Annotated in this window: 19 protein-coding genes and 1 pseudogene; 12 read left to right on the top strand and 8 right to left on the bottom strand. The window is 64.0% G+C overall.

Annotated elements, in window-relative coordinates; all coding sequences use genetic code 11:
• The 3 genes from AC0L23_RS07580 to AC0L23_RS07570 form a co-directional block, all read right to left on the bottom strand.
• Window positions 1–879: a shikimate dehydrogenase gene (locus AC0L23_RS07580; RefSeq protein ID WP_085357714.1), complete on the bottom strand. Its 879-nt coding sequence runs from the start codon at window positions 877–879 to the stop codon at window positions 1–3.
• Between the two features lie 143 nt (window positions 880–1,022).
• Window positions 1,023–1,961, bottom strand: a complete 939-nt coding sequence (locus AC0L23_RS07575) for a LysR family transcriptional regulator (RefSeq protein ID WP_085357716.1) — start codon at window positions 1,959–1,961, stop codon at window positions 1,023–1,025.
• Between the two features lie 332 nt (window positions 1,962–2,293).
• Window positions 2,294–2,470 (bottom strand): hypothetical protein, encoded by a 177-nt coding sequence (locus AC0L23_RS07570; protein WP_018456036.1) that lies wholly within the window; start codon window positions 2,468–2,470, stop codon window positions 2,294–2,296.
• A 167-nt stretch (window positions 2,471–2,637) separates the two neighbouring features.
• Between AC0L23_RS07570 and AC0L23_RS07565 the strand changes: the two genes are divergently transcribed.
• The 7 genes from AC0L23_RS07565 to AC0L23_RS07535 all read left to right on the top strand — a co-directional run bounded on the left by AC0L23_RS07565 (window position 2,638) and on the right by AC0L23_RS07535 (window position 7,963).
• Entirely contained in the window at window positions 2,638–3,366 is a 729-nt protein-coding gene (locus AC0L23_RS07565; RefSeq protein ID WP_018456037.1) for a helix-turn-helix transcriptional regulator, read from the top strand.
• Between the two features lie 83 nt (window positions 3,367–3,449).
• Window positions 3,450–4,109 (top strand): acyl-homoserine-lactone synthase, encoded by a 660-nt coding sequence (locus tag AC0L23_RS07560; RefSeq protein WP_085384954.1) that lies wholly within the window; start codon window positions 3,450–3,452, stop codon window positions 4,107–4,109.
• A 1-nt stretch (window position 4,110) separates the two neighbouring features.
• Entirely contained in the window at window positions 4,111–4,329 is a 219-nt protein-coding gene (locus AC0L23_RS07555) for a hypothetical protein (protein ID WP_026233073.1), read from the top strand.
• Between the two features lie 309 nt (window positions 4,330–4,638).
• Complete coding sequence (locus AC0L23_RS07550) at window positions 4,639–5,556, top strand: branched-chain amino acid ABC transporter permease (protein ID WP_007615745.1); 918 nt, start codon at window positions 4,639–4,641, stop codon at window positions 5,554–5,556.
• Window positions 5,553–6,497, top strand: coding sequence for a branched-chain amino acid ABC transporter permease (locus tag AC0L23_RS07545; RefSeq protein ID WP_018456041.1), 945 nt, complete (start codon window positions 5,553–5,555; stop codon window positions 6,495–6,497). Before AC0L23_RS07550 ends, AC0L23_RS07545 begins: the two co-directional genes overlap by 4 nt.
• Window positions 6,490–7,257, top strand: a complete 768-nt coding sequence (locus tag AC0L23_RS07540) for an ABC transporter ATP-binding protein (RefSeq protein WP_018456042.1) — start codon at window positions 6,490–6,492, stop codon at window positions 7,255–7,257. Before AC0L23_RS07545 ends, AC0L23_RS07540 begins: the two co-directional genes overlap by 8 nt.
• Window positions 7,250–7,963: an ABC transporter ATP-binding protein gene (locus AC0L23_RS07535; protein ID WP_018456043.1), complete on the top strand. Its 714-nt coding sequence runs from the start codon at window positions 7,250–7,252 to the stop codon at window positions 7,961–7,963. The genes AC0L23_RS07540 and AC0L23_RS07535 overlap by 8 nt, the downstream gene beginning before the upstream one ends.
• 166 nt (window positions 7,964–8,129) lie before the next feature.
• Here AC0L23_RS07535 and AC0L23_RS07530 read toward each other — a convergent pair whose 3' ends face one another.
• The 3 genes from AC0L23_RS07530 to AC0L23_RS07520 all read right to left on the bottom strand — a co-directional run bounded on the left by AC0L23_RS07530 (window position 8,130) and on the right by AC0L23_RS07520 (window position 11,776).
• On the bottom strand, window positions 8,130–8,495 hold the full coding sequence (locus AC0L23_RS07530; RefSeq protein ID WP_085349666.1) for a hypothetical protein: 366 nt from the start codon (window positions 8,493–8,495) through the stop codon (window positions 8,130–8,132).
• Between the two features lie 292 nt (window positions 8,496–8,787).
• Entirely contained in the window at window positions 8,788–10,224 is a 1,437-nt protein-coding gene (locus AC0L23_RS07525) for a glutamine synthetase family protein (RefSeq protein WP_026233074.1), read from the bottom strand.
• Window positions 10,225–10,417: 193 nt separating this feature from the next.
• The gene (locus tag AC0L23_RS07520) at window positions 10,418–11,776 is read right to left on the bottom strand and encodes an aromatic ring-hydroxylating dioxygenase subunit alpha (protein ID WP_085357720.1); all 1,359 of its coding nucleotides are present in this window, start codon (window positions 11,774–11,776) and stop codon (window positions 10,418–10,420) included.
• A gap of 112 nt (window positions 11,777–11,888) precedes the next feature.
• Between AC0L23_RS07520 and AC0L23_RS07515 the strand changes: the two genes are divergently transcribed.
• Window positions 11,889–12,674, top strand: coding sequence for an IclR family transcriptional regulator domain-containing protein (locus AC0L23_RS07515; protein ID WP_085357722.1), 786 nt, complete (start codon window positions 11,889–11,891; stop codon window positions 12,672–12,674).
• Between the two features lie 90 nt (window positions 12,675–12,764).
• Here AC0L23_RS07515 and AC0L23_RS07510 read toward each other — a convergent pair whose 3' ends face one another.
• Both AC0L23_RS07510 and AC0L23_RS07505 read right to left on the bottom strand, forming a co-directional pair.
• Window positions 12,765–13,157, bottom strand: coding sequence for a group II truncated hemoglobin (locus tag AC0L23_RS07510; protein WP_018456047.1), 393 nt, complete (start codon window positions 13,155–13,157; stop codon window positions 12,765–12,767).
• Window positions 13,158–13,169: 12 nt separating this feature from the next.
• A pseudogene (locus AC0L23_RS07505) lies at window positions 13,170–14,090 on the bottom strand (helix-turn-helix transcriptional regulator); the annotation flags it as partial.
• Between the two features lie 140 nt (window positions 14,091–14,230).
• Between AC0L23_RS07505 and AC0L23_RS07500 the strand changes: the two are divergent.
• From AC0L23_RS07500 to boxB, 4 genes are all read left to right on the top strand, one after another.
• Window positions 14,231–15,772, top strand: coding sequence for a benzoate-CoA ligase family protein (locus AC0L23_RS07500; RefSeq protein ID WP_085349671.1), 1,542 nt, complete (start codon window positions 14,231–14,233; stop codon window positions 15,770–15,772).
• 52 nt (window positions 15,773–15,824) lie between these two features.
• Window positions 15,825–16,646 (top strand): alpha/beta fold hydrolase, encoded by an 822-nt coding sequence (locus AC0L23_RS07495; RefSeq protein WP_085349672.1) that lies wholly within the window; start codon window positions 15,825–15,827, stop codon window positions 16,644–16,646.
• Between the two features lie 72 nt (window positions 16,647–16,718).
• Window positions 16,719–18,407 carry a 2,3-epoxybenzoyl-CoA dihydrolase gene (gene boxC / locus AC0L23_RS07490; protein WP_085349673.1) on the top strand — a complete coding sequence of 563 codons (1,689 nt, stop codon included), beginning with the start codon at window positions 16,719–16,721 and terminating at the stop codon, window positions 18,405–18,407.
• A gap of 149 nt (window positions 18,408–18,556) precedes the next feature.
• Window positions 18,557–20,008, top strand: coding sequence for a benzoyl-CoA 2,3-epoxidase subunit BoxB (boxB, locus tag AC0L23_RS07485; RefSeq protein WP_085349674.1), 1,452 nt, complete (start codon window positions 18,557–18,559; stop codon window positions 20,006–20,008).
• Window positions 20,009–20,140 lie beyond the last annotated feature (132 nt).

Genomic DNA, 20,140 nt, shown 5'->3' with positions numbered 1-20,140 from the left:
TTACGCTGCGTGACAGGCCGAGCTTCGTGCCGCCATCACCTCGTCGAATGCCTCTCCCATGATCTCGGTGGATGGGGCAAGGCCAGTGAACAGTTCGAAAGCGTCGGCGGCCTGGTAGATCGCAAGCTCCCGTCCGGTCATGATCCGCGCGCCCTTGGCTTGGGCAGCCGCCAGCAGCGGCGTGATCAGCGGCGAATAGACGGCGTCGGCGACCCACAGGTTTTGACGTAGCAGCGTCGGCGCGACCGGCGTTTCCCGGTTCGGCAGCATGCCGACCGGCGTGCCGTTGACGAGGCCCGTTGCGCCGTCGAGCGCGGCCTCGACGCTTGCGGCGACCCTGGCGCCACCCTGCTTGTCGAGCAGCGCGGCGAGTTTTTCGGCGCGTGCCGGCTCGCTGTCGAAGATACGGATGTCGGTCACGTCAAGGCTCGCCAGGGCAAACGCGATCGCCTTGCCGACGCCGCCGGTGCCGATCACGGCGACTGCGTTTCCAGAGGCCGCCAGCAGCGGCGCGACGGCGCGCGCAAAGCCCGTCGTGTCGGTGTTGTGGCCGATCAGCCGGCCGTTCCTGACGACGACGGTGTTGACCGCCCCCATGGCGGCGGCACCCGGTGCCAGTTCATCGAGCAGCGGGACCACCGCCTCCTTGTAGGGAAAAGTGACGTTGACGCCGGCAAAGCCGAGCCGCCGCACGCCCTCGAGCATCATGCGGAGCCCGCCCGCGTCGGCGCCGGCGACCTCGATGAGCTGGTAATGGCCGCGCAGCCCAAGCCCCTCCGCGGCGCGCTCATGCATGGCAGGGGAGGCAGAATGCGCGATGGGTGCGCCGATCAGGCCGGTCAGGAGCTTTTTGGGTGCGGCGGGTCCGCGCTTTGACATGGTTCGCTATCGTCTCGTTGGGAGCGTTTGATCCCGGCCTTTAGCGGGGAGATCCGCCCAATTCCAAGGGGCTTCCCCCAGGAACGATAGCCTTTCCTCGGTCTAACACAATTACCCTTTTGTGCTGCAAACCTAACATAATGTTATCTCTTCCGCGCCCGTGGCGGCGCGGCCCTGCCTTTGCCCCGCGACGGCTCAACCGCGCGCATCTCCGCGCGCAGGGACTCGATGAAATACTCGACATGAAGCGACAGCGGCGCGCCGCGCTTCACCGCGATATAGGTGTCGAATCGCGTCGGCTCGGTGATCTTGATCAGCTCGATGCCGGGATAGCCCCCATGGGCCACCGTGAACTGGTCGATGATGGCGATGCCGAGCCCCGCCTTCACCAGCGCGCAGACCGTGGTGCCGAAGCGGGCGCGGATGGTGATGTTGTACTCGAGGCGGTGGCGCGCGAAGATCTCGGCCATGATCCGCCCGTAGGGATCGTTGGGATCGATGCCGATCAGCGGATAGCGCGTGATCTCGGCGGCGGAGACCTGCTTGCGGCCGGCGAGCTCGTGGCCCGGCGGCACGATGCAATAGAGCTCGCCCGAGGCGAGCGGCATGAAGTCGAGCCCGGAATGCTCCAGGCGGTAGCTCATCGCCACGCACTCGCCGCGGCCGAGCATGAGATAATCGATGGCTTCCTCGAGCTTGAGGATGTTGATGTCGATGCCCAAATCCGGATAGCGCCGCCGGACCCGCTCGATCGCGCGCGGCACCATGACTTGCGAAATGCTCGGCACCGAGCCGATGCGCAATTCCGACAATCCGCCGCGCCCGATCTTGGAGATGATCTCGGAGAGGTCGTCGACCTTCTTGTAGACGCCGTTGATCTGCTCGAAGATGTTCTCGGCTTCCAACGTCGGGAAATAGCGGCCGTTCTGGCGCTGGAAGAAGCGGATGCCGAGCGAGCGCTCGGTATATTTCACCAGGCGGCTGATGCCCGGCGCCGAAACGTTCAGCAGCTTCGCCGCGCCGCCGATCGTGCCCGTCACCATCACGGCACGGATCACTTCAACCTGGCGCAGCGTCATCATGTCCTGGGCATCCGAAGGTAATCGTGGTCGGCGCTGCCTTTCCCTCTTCCCTTGTGGGAGAGGGCGGATCGCCGCGATAGCGCGAGGCGGGTGAGGGGTTCTCTCCCCGCACGAGCCTCGCGCATTTGAACGCGTGGAAACAACCCCTCATCCGGCGCCATAGCCGATGCGAAGCGTCGGCGTTTTGTTTTAAGAACGGCGGCCGAAGGCCGCCTATGCCACTTCTCCCACAAGGGGAGAAGGAAGGAAACATTCGCGTTCGGTTGTTCGGTTCAGATCAGAGGAAGGCATGGCGCCGAACGGACCGTTCGTGCGCTCACAGCAATTGCGTGCTAGCTCGCCGGTCCGTCCGGCGTGGCGCTCTCTGCCGGCTTGCTGCGCTCGCTTTGCAGCACCCCGCGTGCGAACTCGATGATCTTCTGCTTGTTTGCCGTTTCGCGGACGGCGAAAAATACGCGGTTGAGTTCCAGGCCGAGCACGCTGTTGAGGGCGATGTCCTCGTCTTCCATCGTGGTTTCCCCGCTTCAGACATTGTAGGTGTATCTTGACGTCCCTTCTTCCACAAGTAGATTAAGCCTTCGGGGTCAATGGGATACCGGGAAACTACGGAATCCGTGAATTGAGGCAGTGCCCCAAGACGTGCTATATCGCACAGCGAGGGTCAGGAAACGCACCGATGTCCGCCGTGGATTATGGCCGGGAAGCGCTCGACTTCATCGAGGGGCTTGGGGCCTATCGCAAGGTGCCCGACGCCATGAATGCGCTCGAATCGGCCTTTGGTCGCTTCGGTTTTGAAACCATCATCGTGACGGGGTTGCCCAATCCCGACCAACAGTTTGCACAGATGGTGCTCGCCAAGCGCTGGCCCGCGGGCTGGTTTGGTCTCTACACCGAAAATAACTACGACCGTTTCGACCCGGTGGTGCGGTTGTGCCGCCAGTCAGTCAACCCGTTCGAATGGTCGGAAGCACCCTATGATGCGGAGCTCGAGCCGAACGCGGCCGAGGTGATGAACCGCGCCACCGATTTTCGCATGACGCGCGGCTTCATTGTGCCGATCCACGGACTCACCGGCTACGAGGCCGCGGTGTCGCTCGGGGGCGTCCATCTCGACCTCAATCCCCGCAGCAAGCCGGCACTGCACCTGATGGCGATGTATGGCTTCGACCACATTCGCCGTCTGCTCGATCCAGCGCCGTATCCCTCGGCACGCCTCACCCCGCGCGAGCGCGAGGTGATCGCCTGGGCCTCGCAGGGCAAATCGGCCTGGGAAATCGGCGAGATCCTGCACATCACGCAGCGCACCGCCGAAGAGCATCTTGCAACCGCCGGGCGCAAGCTCGGAGCCGTCAACCGTACGCATGCGGTAGCACTGGCGATTCGCAACAAGATCATCAATCCCTAAGCGACGTACTGGGAAATTTCCCAATACCGAACCATCCTCTTTTCGCAGAGGGTGCCCTCCATTGAGGATGAATGGGGGTTTTCATGATTCACGCCATTTCTGCAGTAAATCGCCACCTTTACGAAGATGTACTCGATCAGCATTTTCGGCTGCGGCACGACATCTTCGTCGAAGAGCGGCGCTGGGAGACGCTGCGCAGGCCGGATTGCCGCGAAATCGATTCCTATGACGACGAGGACACCGTTTATCTGCTTGCGCTGGAGGGACGCCGCGTCATCGGCGGTCACCGGCTCTACCCGACCACCAAGCCTTCGATGATGAGCGAGGTCTTTCCCCATCTGGCAGCGGTGCGCGGCTACCCGGTGGATCCTCTGGTCTGGGAATGGTCGCGCTACTTCGTCGTGCGCGATCGCCGCGACGGCGCGCTCAACCTGCAATTGATGGCGGCCGTGCAGGAGTTCTGCCTCGGTCAGGGGATCGCGCAGGTCAGCACGATCATGGAAACCTGGTGGTTGCCGCGCTTTCATGAGGCCGGCTTCGTCGTGACCCCGCTCGGTCTGCCGGCACTGGTGGAGAACGCATGGACCATGGCGGCGACGATCGACATTCTCCGCGAGACGCTCGATGCCCTGCATGATCGCATCGGCGTGCCTTCCATCGTCCAACAGGACGGTCCGCGTATCAATTGCATCGCCCTTGCCAACCTCTGCGGCCTCGCTGCCGCGCAACGAAAGAGCGCCTGAGATGTCGAACATGATGCGGGACAGCCAGATCATGGCGCAGATCAAGGACGAAAATCTGGGCTACATGTCCGACATGGCGCTCGAACTCGCGCAGATGGCGGAAGACACCGGATTGGCGACGCTCGCCTATCTGTTCCGGATGGCGGCGCTGGAGGCCTCGACGGCCAACAGCGTGCTTGCCGAGCCGGATGACCTTCGCCGGCAGATGACGTCGCACTAGGCGTCTCCATCCACACGTTGCGACGAATTCACACCCTCTCTCCCGCAACGGAGGGAGGGTGATCCGTTTGGGTGCGGCAGGTTGACCCATCCTGCGCGGCAGTCTTCTTGCAAGACCGATTGCAGGGCCAGGACCGATCGGATGCATCGGCATGCAACAAAGTGCATGTTGGGTGTCGAATCGCTCTTGCCTCGGAACGATACTGCCATTACCCATTTTTCCGCCTTGTCCAGGCAGGGGGAGCTCTTTCACTGATGGCGACCGTGTTCGAACATCGGCGCGAACCTGCGTGCGCCTGAAAGAGTTTTGATGCTGCTCGTCGTCGAACAGTTCTTGAACGGATTGCAATTTGGCCTGCTGCTGTTCCTGCTCGCCGCCGGCCTGACGCTGGTGTTCGGGATCATGGATCTCGTCAACCTCGCGCACGGCTCGCTGTACATGATGGGCGCCTATTTCGCCGCGACCTTCGCAGCCTGGACCGGCAGCTTCCTGCTCGGTGCGCTATTGGCGCTCGGCGCGACGCTCGTGCTCGGCATCGTGCTCGAGATGACCGCGCTGCGGCATCTCTACGGACGAGACCATCTTGACCACGTGCTCGCGACCTTCGGCCTGATCCTGTTCTTCAACGAGGCCGTGCGGCTGATCTGGGGGCCGGCCGGCCTTGCGCTGCCGCTGCCGGCCTGGCTCACCGTGCCGGTGCCGATCCTGCCGGGCATTCACTATCCCGCTTATCGCCTCGCCATCATCGTCGTGGCGCTGCTGGTTGCGCTGCTGCTCTATCTCGGCGTGATGCGCACCCGCATCGGCATGCTGATCCGGGCCGGCGCCTCCAATCGCGAGATGATCGGTGCGCTCGGCATTAACATCAAGCTGCTCTACACCCTGGTGTTCGGTCTCGGTGCCGCGCTCGCGGGCCTTGCCGGCTTGATGCAGGCGCCGATCCTCACCGTGCAGATCGGCATGGGCGAGAACATTCTGATCCTCGCCTTCGTCATCATCGTGATCGGCGGTATCGGTTCGATCCGCGGCGCGTTCCTGGCCGCGATCTTCGTCGGCATGATCGACACCCTCGGCCGCGCCTTCCTGCCCAATCTGCTGCGGCAGGTGCTGAGCGGCGCCGCGGCCTCCACCGCCGCGCCCGCGCTGTCCTCCATGCTGATCTATCTGCTGATGGCTATCGTGCTGGTGGTGCGTCCGGAGGGGCTGTTTCCGGCCAACCGCCGATGAAGGCTTTCACTGTGAGCAAGGTCGTCACGGTCCTGCTGCTGACGGGTCTCGTGCTGCTGCCGCTCTATTCGCAAGCATCCGGCAACATCTTCATCCTGACGCTGCTCACCCGCATCGTCATCCTGGCCCTGGCGGCCGCGAGCCTCAACCTCATCATGGGTTTTGGCGGCATGATGAGTTTTGGCCACGCCGCCTATCTCGGCATCGGCGGCTATGCGGTCGGCATGCTGGCGCAGGAAGGCGTGGGCTCGGGCTTCATCCAGTTTCCGGTCGCGCTTGCGGCCTCCGCGCTTTATGCGTTGGTGATCGGCGCGCTGTCTTTGCGCACCCGCGGCGTCTATTTCATCATGATCACGCTGGCGTTCGCGCAGATGGCCTATTACGTCGCCTCGGGGCTGGCGCGTTATGGCGGCGATGACGGCCTCACCGTCTACAAGCGCAGCGACTTCTCCGGGCTGATTAATCTGTCGAACCGCACGCAATTCTATTATCTCTGCCTCGCCTGCCTGTTCGGCGTGGTCTTCCTGATCTGGCGCATCGTCAATTCGCGCTTTGGCCTCGTCCTGCAGGGCCTGCGCTCCAACGAGCAGCGCATGCAGGCGATCGGCTTTCCCTCGAAACGCTACCAGCTGGTCTGCTTCGTCATCTCGGGCATGATGTGCGGCCTCGCCGGCGCGCTGCTCGCCAACAACACCGATTTCGTCAGCCCGGCCGCGATGTACTGGACCCGTTCCGGCGACCTCATGGTGATGGTGATCCTCGGGGGCATGGGCACGCTGTTCGGTCCGGTCATCGGCGCGGTGGTGTATTTGTTGCTGGAAGAGTTCTTGTCGCAGCTCACCGAATACTGGGCGCTGATCATGGGTCCGCTGCTGCTGCTGATCGTGCTGTTCGGCCGCGGCGGCATCATGGGCCTGCTCGGGAGGCTCAATCGTGGCTGAGCCGCTGCTCCGCGTCGACAGGCTGGTGCGCCGCTTCGGCGGCATCATTGCGACGGACAACGTCTCGCTCGACGTTGCGGCAGGCGAGCTGCACGCCATCATCGGCCCGAACGGCGCCGGCAAGACCACGCTGATCAGCCAGCTCACAGGGCATCTGGAGCCGCATTCCGGCAGCGTCTCGCTGGCGGGGCGCGACATCACCTATCTGCCGGCCTATCGCCGCTGCGCGCTGGGCCTGGCACGTTCTTTCCAGATCACCTCGCTGCTGCTCGATTTCACCGCCGCCGACAATGTCGCGCTCGCGGCGCAAGCGCATGCCGGCACCTCGTTCCGCTTCTTCGCCGATGCACGCAAGGAGAAGGGCCTGCGCGATGCCGCGCATGCCGCGCTCGATCGCGTCGGTCTCGTCCATCGTGCCGATGTCCTGGTGTCCAGGCTCAGCCATGGCGAGCGTCGCCAGATCGAGCTGGCGGTTGCGCTGGCAAGCAAGCCGAAACTTTTGCTGCTCGACGAGCCGATGGCGGGACTCGGCGTCACCGAATCCCAGCGCATGGTGCAGCTGCTCCAGGAGCTGCGCAAGGAGGTCTCGATCGTCCTGGTCGAACACGACATGCCGGCGGTGTTTGCGCTCGCCGACCGCATCTCCGTGCTGGTCTATGGCCGCGTCATCGCCTCCGGCGATCCGGCCGCGATTCGGGCGAACGAGGACGTCAAGCGCGCCTATCTCGGCGAGGCCCATGTGGTGACGCACCATGGATGACACGCTGCTCGAGGTCGACGGCATCGAGACCTGCTACGGCCTGTCCCAGGTGCTGTTCGGCTTGTCCCTGTCGGTCAAATCAGGCGAGATGGTCTCGCTGATGGGTCGCAACGGCATGGGCAAAACCACGACCATCCGATCCATCATGGGCCTGACGCCGGCGCGCGCCGGCAGCATCCGCTTTGCGGGCTCGGAAGTGCGGACGCAGCCGTCCTACAGGATCGCGCAACTCGGTGTCGGCCTCGTCCCCGAGGGGCGGCAGATCTTCCCGAACCTCACCGTGCGCGAAAACCTTGTCGCGGCAGCGGCCGATCGTTTCGGCAGCAGCAATCCCTGGACGCTGGCGGCGATCTACGTGATGTTTCCTCGCCTGGCCGAGCGCGCTTCCAATATGGGCAACCAGCTCTCCGGCGGCGAGCAGCAGATGCTCGCCATCGGCCGCGCGCTGATGACCAACCCGAAGCTGCTCATCCTGGATGAAGCGACCGAAGGCCTGGCGCCTCTGATCCGCGAAGAGATCTGGAGCTGCCTGTCGCTGCTCAAGAGCCGGGGACAGTCGATCCTGGTCGTCGACAAGAACGTCGACCACCTCGCCCGCATCTGCGACCGCCACACCATCATCGAGCGCGGCAAGACGGTATGGAGCGGCACCTCGGACGAGCTGTTGGCTGAGCCGGATCTGCAGCACAAATATCTAGGGATTTGAGGGTGAGGGCGCGATGCTGGGCGCCGCTCATACGTTATCGTCCTGGCGAAAGCCAGGACCCATAGCCACCGAATTCAGTTTGGCGAAGATTGGCGGTTAGCAGCCGCGTGCGACAACTTTTCCCTGGGGTAATGGGTCCTGGCTTTCGCCAGGACGACATTGGCAATCACCAGTAAATCCCGTGCCGATGCAGTTCGCGAATCACGCGGGCCTCGGTGGATGGCTGGCGACGTTTCGGCTTGGTCGTTTCTCTTGTGCTGGCAATCGGCGCGGCACTGGACTGAGTTGCGGCCGGAGCGATCGCGGTTGTCGTCGCAGTCGCTGCCGGAGACGTTGAAGCTGCGGCCGTGGTCGCCGTCTGGACATTCGTGGGTGCTGCCGCCGGAGCTTGTGGCGGCGTGGCTGCTGTCGTTCCCGGCTCGGCGGTCTGCTGGCTCGCATTTGTCGCCGCAAGGCTAAGGCTCCGTGGTCCGCCGGCATAGGCCTGGCTTGCCAGCAGCGACATTGCCGCGATCAGGATCAGCTTTCGCATGACACCCTCCGTTCGCTAGTCAATCGCTCTTACCTAAATCCGCTGGGCCTCTATCGCGACGAGCGACCCGCCCCGATCTCAATCAGAGTGGCGCGGCAGGACAGGCGATAGATCAAACTGAACAGATGACCCCACATGACCGAACTCCTTTGTTGATCACGGAGCAAATCTACATCGCCCGTCTTTCCGGCGGTTTTCGTGGGCCTTGGAAAATGGTTCGTCGGGAGCGGTGAAATGTCGTCGGAACTGAGCGGACGAAGTCGCCTCACGGGGAGGTGAGGGCGTGTCTGGCTCAAAACACCTCGAAATATTCGCGGTGCTCCCAGTCGGTCACCTCGGACAGGAAGCGGTCGATCTCGGCATTCTTGATGTGGGTGTAATAATCGACGAACTCAGGCCCGAGCTTTTCGCGGAAGAACGGATCGTCCTTCAGCGCGCTGACCGCGTCGCGCAGCGATTTCGGCAACAGCGGCGCCTTGGTTTCGTAAGGCGTGTCGGCAGACGGGCCGGGATCGAGCTTGCGGTCAACCCCGTCGAGGCCGGAGAGGATCTGCGAGGCCATGTAGAGATAGGGATTGGCGGCGGGCTCGCCGATGCGGTTTTCCAGGCGCGTGGCGGCGTCGCCGGCGTCGCCGAGCACGCGGATCATCACGCCGCGATTGTCGCGGCCCCAGATCGCGCGGTCCGGCGCCAGCGAATAGGAGCGGTAGCGCTTGTAGCCATTGATGGTCGGGGTGGTGAACACGGTCGACGCGCGGGCGTGGTCGAGCAGGCCCGCAAGCCAGGCGCGGGCGAACGCGCTGAGCGGCTCGCCGCCGTCTTTGGCCATGAACTGGTTCTCGCCGCTCGCGCGCGAGACCACCGATTGGTGCAGATGCCAGCCGCTCGCGAACAGGTTCGGCAGCTTCGGCCGGCACATGAACGTGGCGTGATAGCCGTGGCGGTGCGCGATCTGCTTCACGGCAGAGCGAAACAGCACCATGTTGTCCGCGGGCTCAATGCCCTTCTTCGGGGCGAAGGTGAATTCGCACTGGCTCGGCCCGAACTCCACCTCGACCGAGCGCAAGGGCAGACCGAGCGCGACGATGTCACGCCGCAAGATCTCCAGCACCGGCTCCATCTGGTCGAAGCGCTGCTCGGTGAGGTATTGATAGCCGTGGCTGAGCAGGCTCACCGAAGGCGGTGTGCCGGGCTGGCCGGCATCCTCCGGGCGCATATGCGGATCGTCGAGCTTGAAGATGTGGAATTCGACCTCGAGGCCCGCCACGAAATCATGGCCGCGACTTGCGAGCTCGTCGAGCACCTTGCGATAGAGCCCGCGCGTCGCGAACGGCACGGGACGGCCGTCGTTGAAATAGAGGTCGCAGAGAACCCAGCCCGTGGTTGGCGCCCATGGCAAAACGCGAAACGTCGTGGGATCGGCGACCATCAGCACGTCGGCCGCGCCCTCCATCTCCTTCATGCCGAAGCCGCCGCCTGACGTGAACACCGGAAACACCGTGCGGTGCGAGGTGTCCTTGGCGAGCATGGTGGTGGTGATGGAGCAGCCGCTCTCCAGCGAGGCGATCGCCTCGGAGGCGACGATGGTCTTGCCGCGCAAAATGCCGTGCTGGTCCGGGAAGGCGAGGCGGATGACCTCGAGATTCTTCTCGTCGACGATGCGCCGCACGCGCAATGCGGCGTCCTTCTGCTCATCCGACCACAGCGCATGACGCGCGACGAAAGTCACTTTGGCAGTTCCTTCTTGCTCGGCGAGAGTATAGCGGACACTGTCATCGTCCGCGAAGGCGGACGATCCAGTATTCCAGAGACGTCCGTGTGTTCACGAGAGGCCGCGACGTACTGGATGCCCCGCTTTCGCGGAGCATGACAGCGGAGAATGTGGAGCCGCCGTCTCGCCTCGCTAGCGGCGAACTGCATTATCACTCCGCCGCCGTCAGGCGATGCACGTTGTCCGCAATCTCCTTCGGCACCGGCGCCGTCCACGGCGCGCTGCGGCGGCGCTTGACGTCGACTTCCATCCAGTAGATCTCCCAGCCTCGGGTCGGCCCGATGCCGTCCATGGTCGCCGGGCCCTGGATCGATCGTGCGGTGGCCTCGTCGAGATGCAGCATCGGCTTCTCGCCGCCTGCGACCTTCTCGATCTCCTGCCGCAGCAGCCGACGGTATTGCACGATCGCCTTGTCGCTCGTGCCGAGGTGCTCCCGGGTGCGGTCCTGGATTGCGCCCATAGACTCCACCGCCCACTGGTCGTGGACGTTGATGTCGGTGCCCATGCCGGTATAGGTCGCCGTCTGCTGCTCGTGCGGGTCGAAGCCGTAATCGTTGGTCCTGTTCTTGCGAGATTTGTAGTCCGGCAGCTCATAGAGCTCGAGCCGCTGGTCGCGCATCTTCTGCTTGTCCACGGGGTTCGAATAACTGGTGAAGATCGCGTACCAGTAGCAGTTCTCGTCGTCGACCGGCACGTGCCACTGTGTGATCGTCATCTCCGTGCTCATGGGGATGACGAAGCCGTGCGGAAAGAGCTGGTTGGTGACGCGCACATGGGTGCGCTCCTCGTCGATCTCGCGCAGTGCGATCAGCCGCAGGCCGTATTCGGTGTGCTCGACATTGATGATCGGGCGATCGTATTCGCGCAAAATCTTCGTCATCGGCAGATCGCTGCCTGCCGATGCGCCCCGGAACTGCTTGCCGTAGGCCGTCGAGGTGTCCTCGTCCTCGAAGAAGCGATGCAGATAGGAGGCGTGCGCGGGGTCGATGCCGACTTCGAGCGCCTGGAGCCAGTTGCAGGCCATATGGCCTTTGAACGCGAAGGTGTGCGTGCCGGGCGCGACGAAGCAGTCGAGCTCGGGAAATGCCGGCGGCTCGCCCTCGCCGAGATAAGCCCAGAGGATGCCGCTCTTCTCCACCACAGGGTAAGAGCGCTGACGGATGTTCTGGCAGAGCTTCGAGTCCTTCGGCTCCGCCGGCGTCTCGATGCACTGCCCGGTGGCGTCGAACAGCCAGCCATGAAAGGCGCAGCGCAGGCCGCCATGCTCGAGCCGTCCGAAGGCGAGATCGGCGCCGCGATGTGCGCAGTGGCGATCGATCAGACCGTAGCGCCCGGTCTCGTCGCGGAACAACACCAGGTTTTCACCGAGCAATCTGACGGGACGGATCGGTCGATCGCCGTCGAGCTCGTCCACCAGCACCGCCGGCTGCCAGTAGCATCGCATCAGCTTCCCGCAGGGGTCCTTCGCACCGGTGCGGGTGATCAGGTCGTTCTGCTCCTGGCTCATCATGGCGAGTGCATCCTTTATGGAGTGGCGTTTGTTCGCCTATTGAACGAATGGGCGAATTATGGCATGCCTTGACGCGGCAGCAAGCACTATTTTGCACGAATGACCCGACACCATGCCCAAGCTGAAGCGACGCGAGAGCGACGAACGTGCGACGGATTTCGTCGAGAGCCTCGATCGCGGGCTGCGCCTGCTGCAATGCTTCGGCATCACGGCCGGCCCGATGACGCTGAGCGATCTCGCCCGTGCCGCTGAGCTTCCCCGCGCCACCGCGCGGCGCATGCTGTTCACGCTCCAGCGCGGCGGCTTCGTCAGTGGCGACGGGAAGCTGTTCTCGCTGACGCCACATGTGCTGACACTCGCCGCGTCGTATCTGCGGTCGAGCCAACTCGTCACGGTCCTGCAACCGGTGCTCGACCGCCTCGCGACAGCGGCCAACGAAATCTCCTCGCTCGCGGTGCTCGACGGCGATGAGGTCGTGTTCATCGCGCGCAGCAGTCCGGCGCGGATGTTCTCGGGCGGATTGGAAATCGGCTACCGGCTTCCGGCCTTCTGCACTTCGGTCGGCCGCGCCATGCTCGGTCAACTCGACGATGCCGAGCTTGCTGCGCGCCTGACGGCGACGAAGCGCGAAGCGCTGACGCCGCAGACGGTAACCGATCCCAAGGTGCTGCTCGCGCGCACCGTCGCCGATCGCGCGCAGGGCTATTCGCTGGTGGACCGCGAGGCCGAGCCGCATTTCCGCTCGATCTCGGTCCCCGTCCGCCGCTACGACGGCGTGATCGTCGCCGCCATTAACATGGGCGCGCACGTCGATCGCGTGCCGGCGCAGGAATTGATCGAGCGATTTTTGCCGCTGTTGCGTGAGGGCGCGGAGGCGGTGCGGTCGCAACTCTTGTAGCCCGGGTGAGCGAAGCGATACCCGGGAAAGTCATCGTGAAGACCCGGATGTCGCTTCGCTCATCCGGGCTACGCGCCCGTGCAAAAATCACTAGCGGTTGCGCATCCAGTCGGCGAGGCCGGACAACGCCTTGTCGAGGTCCTGCCGCGCTGCGGCGTCCACAACCGTCTCCTCCAGCGCACCGCGCATGCAGAGCATCCACGCGTCGCGCTCGGCATCGCCGATGGCAAAGCCGATGTGGCGCTGGCGCAGCCGCGGGTGGCCCTTCTCGACCGAATAGAGTTTCGGGCCGCCGGTCCATTCGGTGAGATAGCGCTTCAGCACATCCCTGATCAGGCCGAGGTCGTCCGCATGCATCGCGCGGATGATCTTCGCCTCCGGCAGCGTATCCATCCGGTCGTAGAAGCGATCGACCAGTCGATCGATCGTGGCGCTGCCGCCGATCCGCTCGAACATGGCGATTGCGACGTCGCTCTCGGTCATGGGAGTTCGGACCTACAGCGCCACGCTGCGCAGCCCGAAGCTGCGCGCTTCGTTCTGCAGCACCGGCCGCACCGCATCAACCAGGCGCGCCGCGGCGGCATCGACGGACAGTCCCGCCGTGTCCACCACCGCCGTCGCGCGCGCATACAGCGGCTCGCGGCTCAAGAGGATGTTGCGCAGCTCCGCCATCGCGGAGCGGTCGTCGGCCATCGGGCGCAAATCGCCTTGGCGGCGGACGCGGGCCATGTGCTCCTCGGGCTCGGCCTTCAGCCAGATCGTGTAGAACGACGACAGGATCTGGTCGAAGGTCAGAGGTTCGGAGACGATGCCGCCGCCGGTCGCCAGCACCATCAGCTCGTGGCGCGCGAGCAGCTGCTGCAGCGCCGCCTGCTCCATGCGGCGAAAGCCTTCCTGGCCGTAGAGCGCGATGATCTCGGCGACCGACAGCCCGTTCTGCTGCTCGATCTCCTTGTTGAGCTCGACAAAGCTCCAGCCGACCTTCTTCGCCAGCATCCGCCCAAGCGTCGATTTGCCGGCGCCGCGCAAGCCGATTAGCGCGATGCCGCAGAACGGCGCGCGCCGCGGCGCGGAGGCGCTGCCGCCTGCGAGCAGATCTTTTGCTTGTGCGACCTGCGCCGGCGTCGCCTTGCGCAGGAGATCGCGAAACATCTGCCAGTCCGGGGTCGGATCGGCCGAGGGAAGCAGGTCTTCGAGATGCGCGCCCATCGCGTCGGAGACGCGGCGCAGCAGCACGATGGAGACGTTGCCCTTGCCGCTTTCGAGTTGCGCGATGTAGCGCTCCGATATTCCTGATACCTTAGCGAGCACCTTGCGCGACATGCCGCGCAGCGCGCGCATGGTGCGCACGCGCTGGCCGAGCTGTTCGAGAAATCGGGATTCGGCGTCGGGACTGTCGGTCATGGACTGCGGATCATGGGCCTGCTTGAGCGGATGTCTTCTTTTAAAGAGGTCCTGCGGCGCGTATTAATGAAACATAGTGCCTGCTGGCATTGACAGCAAGCCGAGGCGGTGTCTTTCTATGAATTATAATTCTAAATTCAGGGGAGAAGTCCGTGAGCGAGGGATCCTATAACGCGGTGACCTGGCTGCTCGACCGGAACGTCGAGGAGGGACGCGGCAACAAGCTCGCCTTCGATGACACCGTCTCACGGCTCACCTATGGCGAGCTCCAGCGCGAAACGCGGCGCGCCGCCAACATGCTGCGCCGGCTCGGGGTCCGCCGCGAAGAGCGCGTGGCCATGATCATGCTGGATACGGTCGACTTCCCGATCGTGTTTCTGGGCGCGATCCGCGCCGGCATCGTGCCGGTGCCGCTCAACACGCTGCTGACATCAGATCAATACGCCTACATCCTCGCCGATTGCCGCGCGCGCGTGCTGTTCGTCTCGGAAGCGCTCTATCCCGTCATCAAGGACGTCGTCGGCCGCATGCCGGATCTGGAGCATGTCGTGGTCTCCGGCGCCAAACAGAACGGCCACAAGCAGCTCGCCGAGGAGATTGCGGACGAGAGCGATCAGTTCACCACCGCCGCCACCCATTCCGACGAGCCGGCATTCTGGCTGTATTCCTCAGGTTCGACCGGCATGCCCAAGGGCGTGCGGCACATCCATTCGAACATGCAGGCGACCGCGGACACTTATGCGAAGCAGGTGCTCGGCATTCGCGAGAACGACGTTTGTCTTTCCGCGGCAAAGCTGTTCTTCGCATATGGCCTCGGCAATGCGTTGACCTTTCCGATGTCGGTCGGCGCCAGCGTGGTGCTCAACAGCGAACGGCCGACGCCCGCACGCATGTTCGACCTGATGAACCGCTACAATCCCTCGATCTTCTACGGCGTGCCGACCCTGTTCGCGGCGATGCTCAACGACGAAGCGATGAAGAGCGAGCGCGGCGGCAAGTCGCTTCGCATCTGCACCTCGGCCGGCGAGGCGCTCCCGGAGTCCGTCGGCAACAGCTGGAGGGCGCGCTTCGGCGTCGATATTCTCGACGGCGTCGGCTCGACCGAGCTGTTGCACATCTTCCTGTCGAACGCGCCCGGCGACATCAAATACGGCTCCTCCGGCAAACCGGTGCCCGGCTATGCGGTGCGGCTTGTCAACGAGGCCGGACAGGATGTCGCCGACGGCGAGGTCGGCGAGCTCCTGGTCGATGCGCCCTCCGCCGGCGAGGGGTACTGGAACCAGCGCCACAAGAGCCGCCGCACGTTCGAGGGGCCGTGGACCCGCACCGGCGACAAATATGTCAGGGATTCCGAGGGCCGCTATACCTTCTGCGGCCGCGCCGACGACATGTTCAAGGTCTCTGGCATCTGGGTCTCGCCCTTCGAGGTCGAGAGCGCGCTGATCACGCATCCCGCCGTGCTGGAAGCTGCCGTCGTGCCCGAAGCCGATCCGGAAGGTCTGCTGAAGCCGAAGGCCTTCGTCGTGCTGCGCCCCGGCGCGACGACGGCGGGCCTGCAGGAGATGCTCAAGGATCACGTCAAGCAGAAGATCGGCCCGTGGAAATATCCGCGCTGGATCGACGTGGTGGATTCCTTGCCGAAGACGGCGACGGGGAAGATCCAGCGGTTCAAGCTGCGGGACGGGGCGAATTGACAACAGGTCGTCATGGCCGGGCTTGACGACGGAGAGAGAAGAGCGACAGAGCATGACCAACCTCGCCCCCACCGGCTTCCTCAGCATCGGCGACGCCAGCCTCGAATACAAATGGCTGGCGCCGCAATCCGCCGATGCACCGACCATCGTCATGCTGCATGAAGGCCTCGGCTCGGTCGGGCTCTGGGGTGACTTCCCCGAGAAGCTGCGAGAGGCGACCTCCGCCGGCATCTTCGTCTATTCGCGCGCGGGCTACGGCCAGTCGAGCAAGGTCGCGCTGCCGCGGCCGCTCGACTACATGCAGCGCGAGGCACTCGACGTGCTGCCGAAGATCCTCGACGCGATCGGCTTCAGGCGTGGCCTGCTGCTCGGCCATTCCGACGGCGCGTCGATCGCGACGATCTATGCCGGCGCGCATCAGGATCATCGCCTGAACGGCCTCGTACTGATCGCGCCGCATTTCATCGTCGAGGACATCTCGGTGAAGTCGATTGCGGACATCAAGACGGCATTTGAGACCACCGACCTGAAGGCAAAGCTCGCGCGCTGGCACACGGACGTCGACAACGCCTTCTACGGCTGGAACGCCGCCTGGCTCGATCCGAAATTCCGCGACTGGGATATCTCGGAATATCTCGCCTATATTCGCGTTCCGGTCCTGATCCTTCAAGGCGTGGACGACCAATACGGGACGCTGCGTCAGGCCGAGATCGCGCAGCAAGAATGCTATTGCCCGGTCGATTTGAAAGTCATGTCGGGCGCGGCGCATTCTCCGCATCGCGAAGCTCCGGGAGCGACGCTTCACGCGATCGAGCAATTTGCAGCAGCGGCCCTAGGAGAGGACATGCAACAAAATGCATGTATGGGCCGTTAAGGTCTAGACGCGCGCAACAATATGCATTATTGTGCATCTAACGGTAAACCAAGACGAACTCAAGGGTGGCCCATGGCCGAGGAAAATCGGCGCCTCGCAGGCGGCGCGACATTCATCGATTTCCAGACCGAGCCGTCCCGCTACCGGCACTGGAAGCTCGCGGTTGACGGTGACGTCGCCACCCTGACCATGGACGTCGACGAGAATGGCGGCCTGTTCGAGGGCTATCTGCTCAAGCTCAATTCCTACGATCTCGGCGTCGACATCGAGCTTGCCGACGCGGTCCAGCGCCTGCGCTTCGAGCACCCCGAGGTGAAGGTCGTGGTGATGCGCTCGGCCAAGAACCGCGTGTTCTGCGCCGGCGCCAACATCCGCATGCTCGCCGGCTCGACGCATGCCCACAAGGTCAATTTCTGCAAGTTCACCAACGAGACCCGCAACGGCATGGAAGACTCGTCGGAGAATTCCGGCCAGCGCTTTATCACCGTCGTGAACGGCTCGGCCGCCGGCGGCGGCTATGAGCTCGCGCTCGCCACCGACTACATCATGCTTGCCGATGACGGCGCGTCCGCCGTCGCCTTGCCCGAAGTGCCGCTGCTCGCGGTGCTGCCGGGCACCGGCGGCCTCACGCGTGTGGTCGACAAGCGCAAGGTGCGCCGCGATCACGCCGATTTCTTCTGCACCATCGAAGAAGGCGTGAAGGGCAAGCGCGCCGTGCAATGGCGCCTGGTCGACGAGATCGCGCCGAACAGCAAGCTCGAAGGCAAGGTTGCCGAGCGCGCCAGGGAATTCGCCCAGGCCTCGAAGCGCAAGGGCAGCGGCAAGGGCATCGCGCTGACGCCGCTCAAGCGCATCATCGATGAGACGAGCATCCGCTACGGCTTTGTCACCGTCGACGTCGACCGCGCCGCCCGCATCGCCACGATCTCGATCAAGGCGCCTGAAGCCGCGCCGCCCGCCGATATCGACGGGATGATGGCGCAGGGTGTCGCGTTCTGGCCGCTCCAGGTCGCGCGCGAACTCGACGACGCCATCCTGCATCTGCGCATCAACGAACTCGAGACCGCCATGCTGGTGTTCAAGAGCCACGGCGACCGCGCCCATGTGCTCGCCTGCGACGCCTTCCTCGAAGCCAACAAGGCGCACTGGCTGGTCAACGAAATCAGGCACTACTGGAAGCGCGTCTTGAAGCGCATCGACGTCACCTCGCGCACGCTGGTGACGCTGGTCGAGCCCGGCTCCTGCTTCGCCGGCACGCTCGCCGAGCTCGTCTTCGCCGCCGACCGCTCCTACATGCTGATCGGCACGCGCCAGGGCGACAACCGCCCGCCGCCGTCGATCGAACTGTCAGCGATGAATTTTGGCCCGTATCCGATGAGCCATGGCCTGACGCGGCTTCAGTCGCGCTTCCAGGCCGATCCGTCCGATGTGGAACGCGCGGAAGCCACGATGGGCACCGCGCTGGACGCCGAGCAGGCCGAAGAGCTCGGTCTCGTCACATTCGCACTCGACGACATCGACTGGGACGACGAGGTCCGCGTGTTTCTGGAGGAACGCGCCAGCTTCTCGCCCGACAGCCTCACCGGCATGGAAGCCAACCTGCGCTTCGTCGGCCCCGAGACGATGGAATCGAAAATCTTCTCGCGCCTCACCGCGTGGCAGAACTGGATCTTCCAGCGCCCGAACGCGGTCGGCGAGGAAGGCGCGCTGCGCCGCTACGGCAGCGGCCAGAAGCCGAAATTCGATATGACGCGGGTGTGACGACATTTGCTGCGTCATGGCCGGGCAAAAGCGCGAAGCGCGTCTTCGTACAGAATGTCCCGGCCATCCACGTCCTTGGCTGAGCAAGCAAGAACGTGGGTGCCCGGCACAAGGCCGGGCATGACGAAAGAAATCCAAGGAGCACGGCCATGAACGTGAACATCATGAACGTCGACTACTCGACCAAGATTCCGAACAACGTCAATTTGGCCGAAGACCGCCAGGTGCTCAAGGCGCTGGAAGGCTGGCATCCCGGCTACATGGACTGGTGGAAAGACATGGGGCCGGAAGGCTTCCAGGAATCGCTGGTGTACTTGCGCACCGCCTATTCGGTCGATCCGCGCGGCTGGGCCAAGTTCGACTATGTGCGGATGCCCGAGTATCGCTGGGGCATTCTCCTTGCTCCCCAGGAAGAGAACCGCGTCGTGCCGTTCGGCGAGCATTTTGGCGAGCCGGCCTGGCAGGAAGTCCCGGGCGAGTATCGCGCCATGCTGCGCCGTCTGATCGTGATCCAGGGCGACACCGAGCCCGCCTCCGTCGAGCAGCAGCGCCATCTCGGCAAGACCGCGCCCTCGCTGTACGACATGCGCAATCTGTTCCAGGTCAATGTCGAGGAAGGCCGTCACCTCTGGGCGATGGTGTACCTGCTGCAAAAGTACTTTGGTCGCGACGGACGTGAAGAGGCCGACGATTTGTTGCGCCGCCGCTCGGGCGACGCCGACTCGCCGCGCATGCTGGGCGCCTTCAACGAGGCGACGCCGGACTGGCTGTCCTTCTTCATGTTCACCTACTTCACCGACCGCGACGGCAAGATGCAGCTGCACTCGCTTGCGCAGTCCGGCTTCGATCCCCTGTCGCGCACCTGCCGCTTCATGCTGACGGAAGAAGCGCACCACATGTTCGTCGGCGAGACCGGCATCACCCGCGTCGTGCAGCGCACCTGCGATGCGATGCGCGAAGCCGGCATCACCGATCCCACCGACATCGCGAAGGTCCGCGCGCTCGGCGTGATCGACCTGCCGACCATTCAGAAGAAGCTGAACCTGCACTATACGCTGTCGCTCGATCTGTTTGGCTCGGAAGTCTCGACCAACGCGGCGAACGCCTTCAACACCGGCATCAAGGGCCGCTATCACGAGACCCAGATCGACGACGATCATCAGCTCAAGAACGCCACCTATCCGGTGCTGAAGTTCATCGACGGCGAGATCAAGCTCGTCGACGAGCCGGCGCTGACCGCGCTCAACATGCGCCTGCGCGACGATTACAGCCAGGATTGCGTCAAGGGCATGCTGCGCTGGAACAAGGTGATCTCGACCGCGGGCTACCAGTTTCAGCTCAAGCTGCCCAACGTCGCCTTCCACCGCCATATCGGCGAGTTCAAGGGCATCCACGCGACGCCCGACGGCATTTTGATCGACGATGCCACCTGGGCGAAGCGCAAGGACGAATGGCTGCCCTCGACCGCGGACGGCGACTTCATCACCTCGCTGATGCAGCCCGTCACCGAGACCGGCCAGTTCGCCTCCTGGATCTCACCGCCGAAAGTCGGCATCGACAACAAGCCCGGCGATTTCGAATATGTGAGGATCGAGTCGTAAGGGCCGCCAGCGAGGCGCGACGGCCGCGCTACATACTCACCTGTCCTGCCCCCCGACGGCCGGGGGCCAAACGGCGTTGTGGTTGGGGCGGGGGGGGGAAAGCCCCCCCCCCACCCCCCCCCAACAAAACCC

Source organism: Bradyrhizobium sp. MI1.4 (genome assembly GCF_055811315.1).
This window is presented reverse-complemented; position numbering and strand designations above follow the sequence as displayed.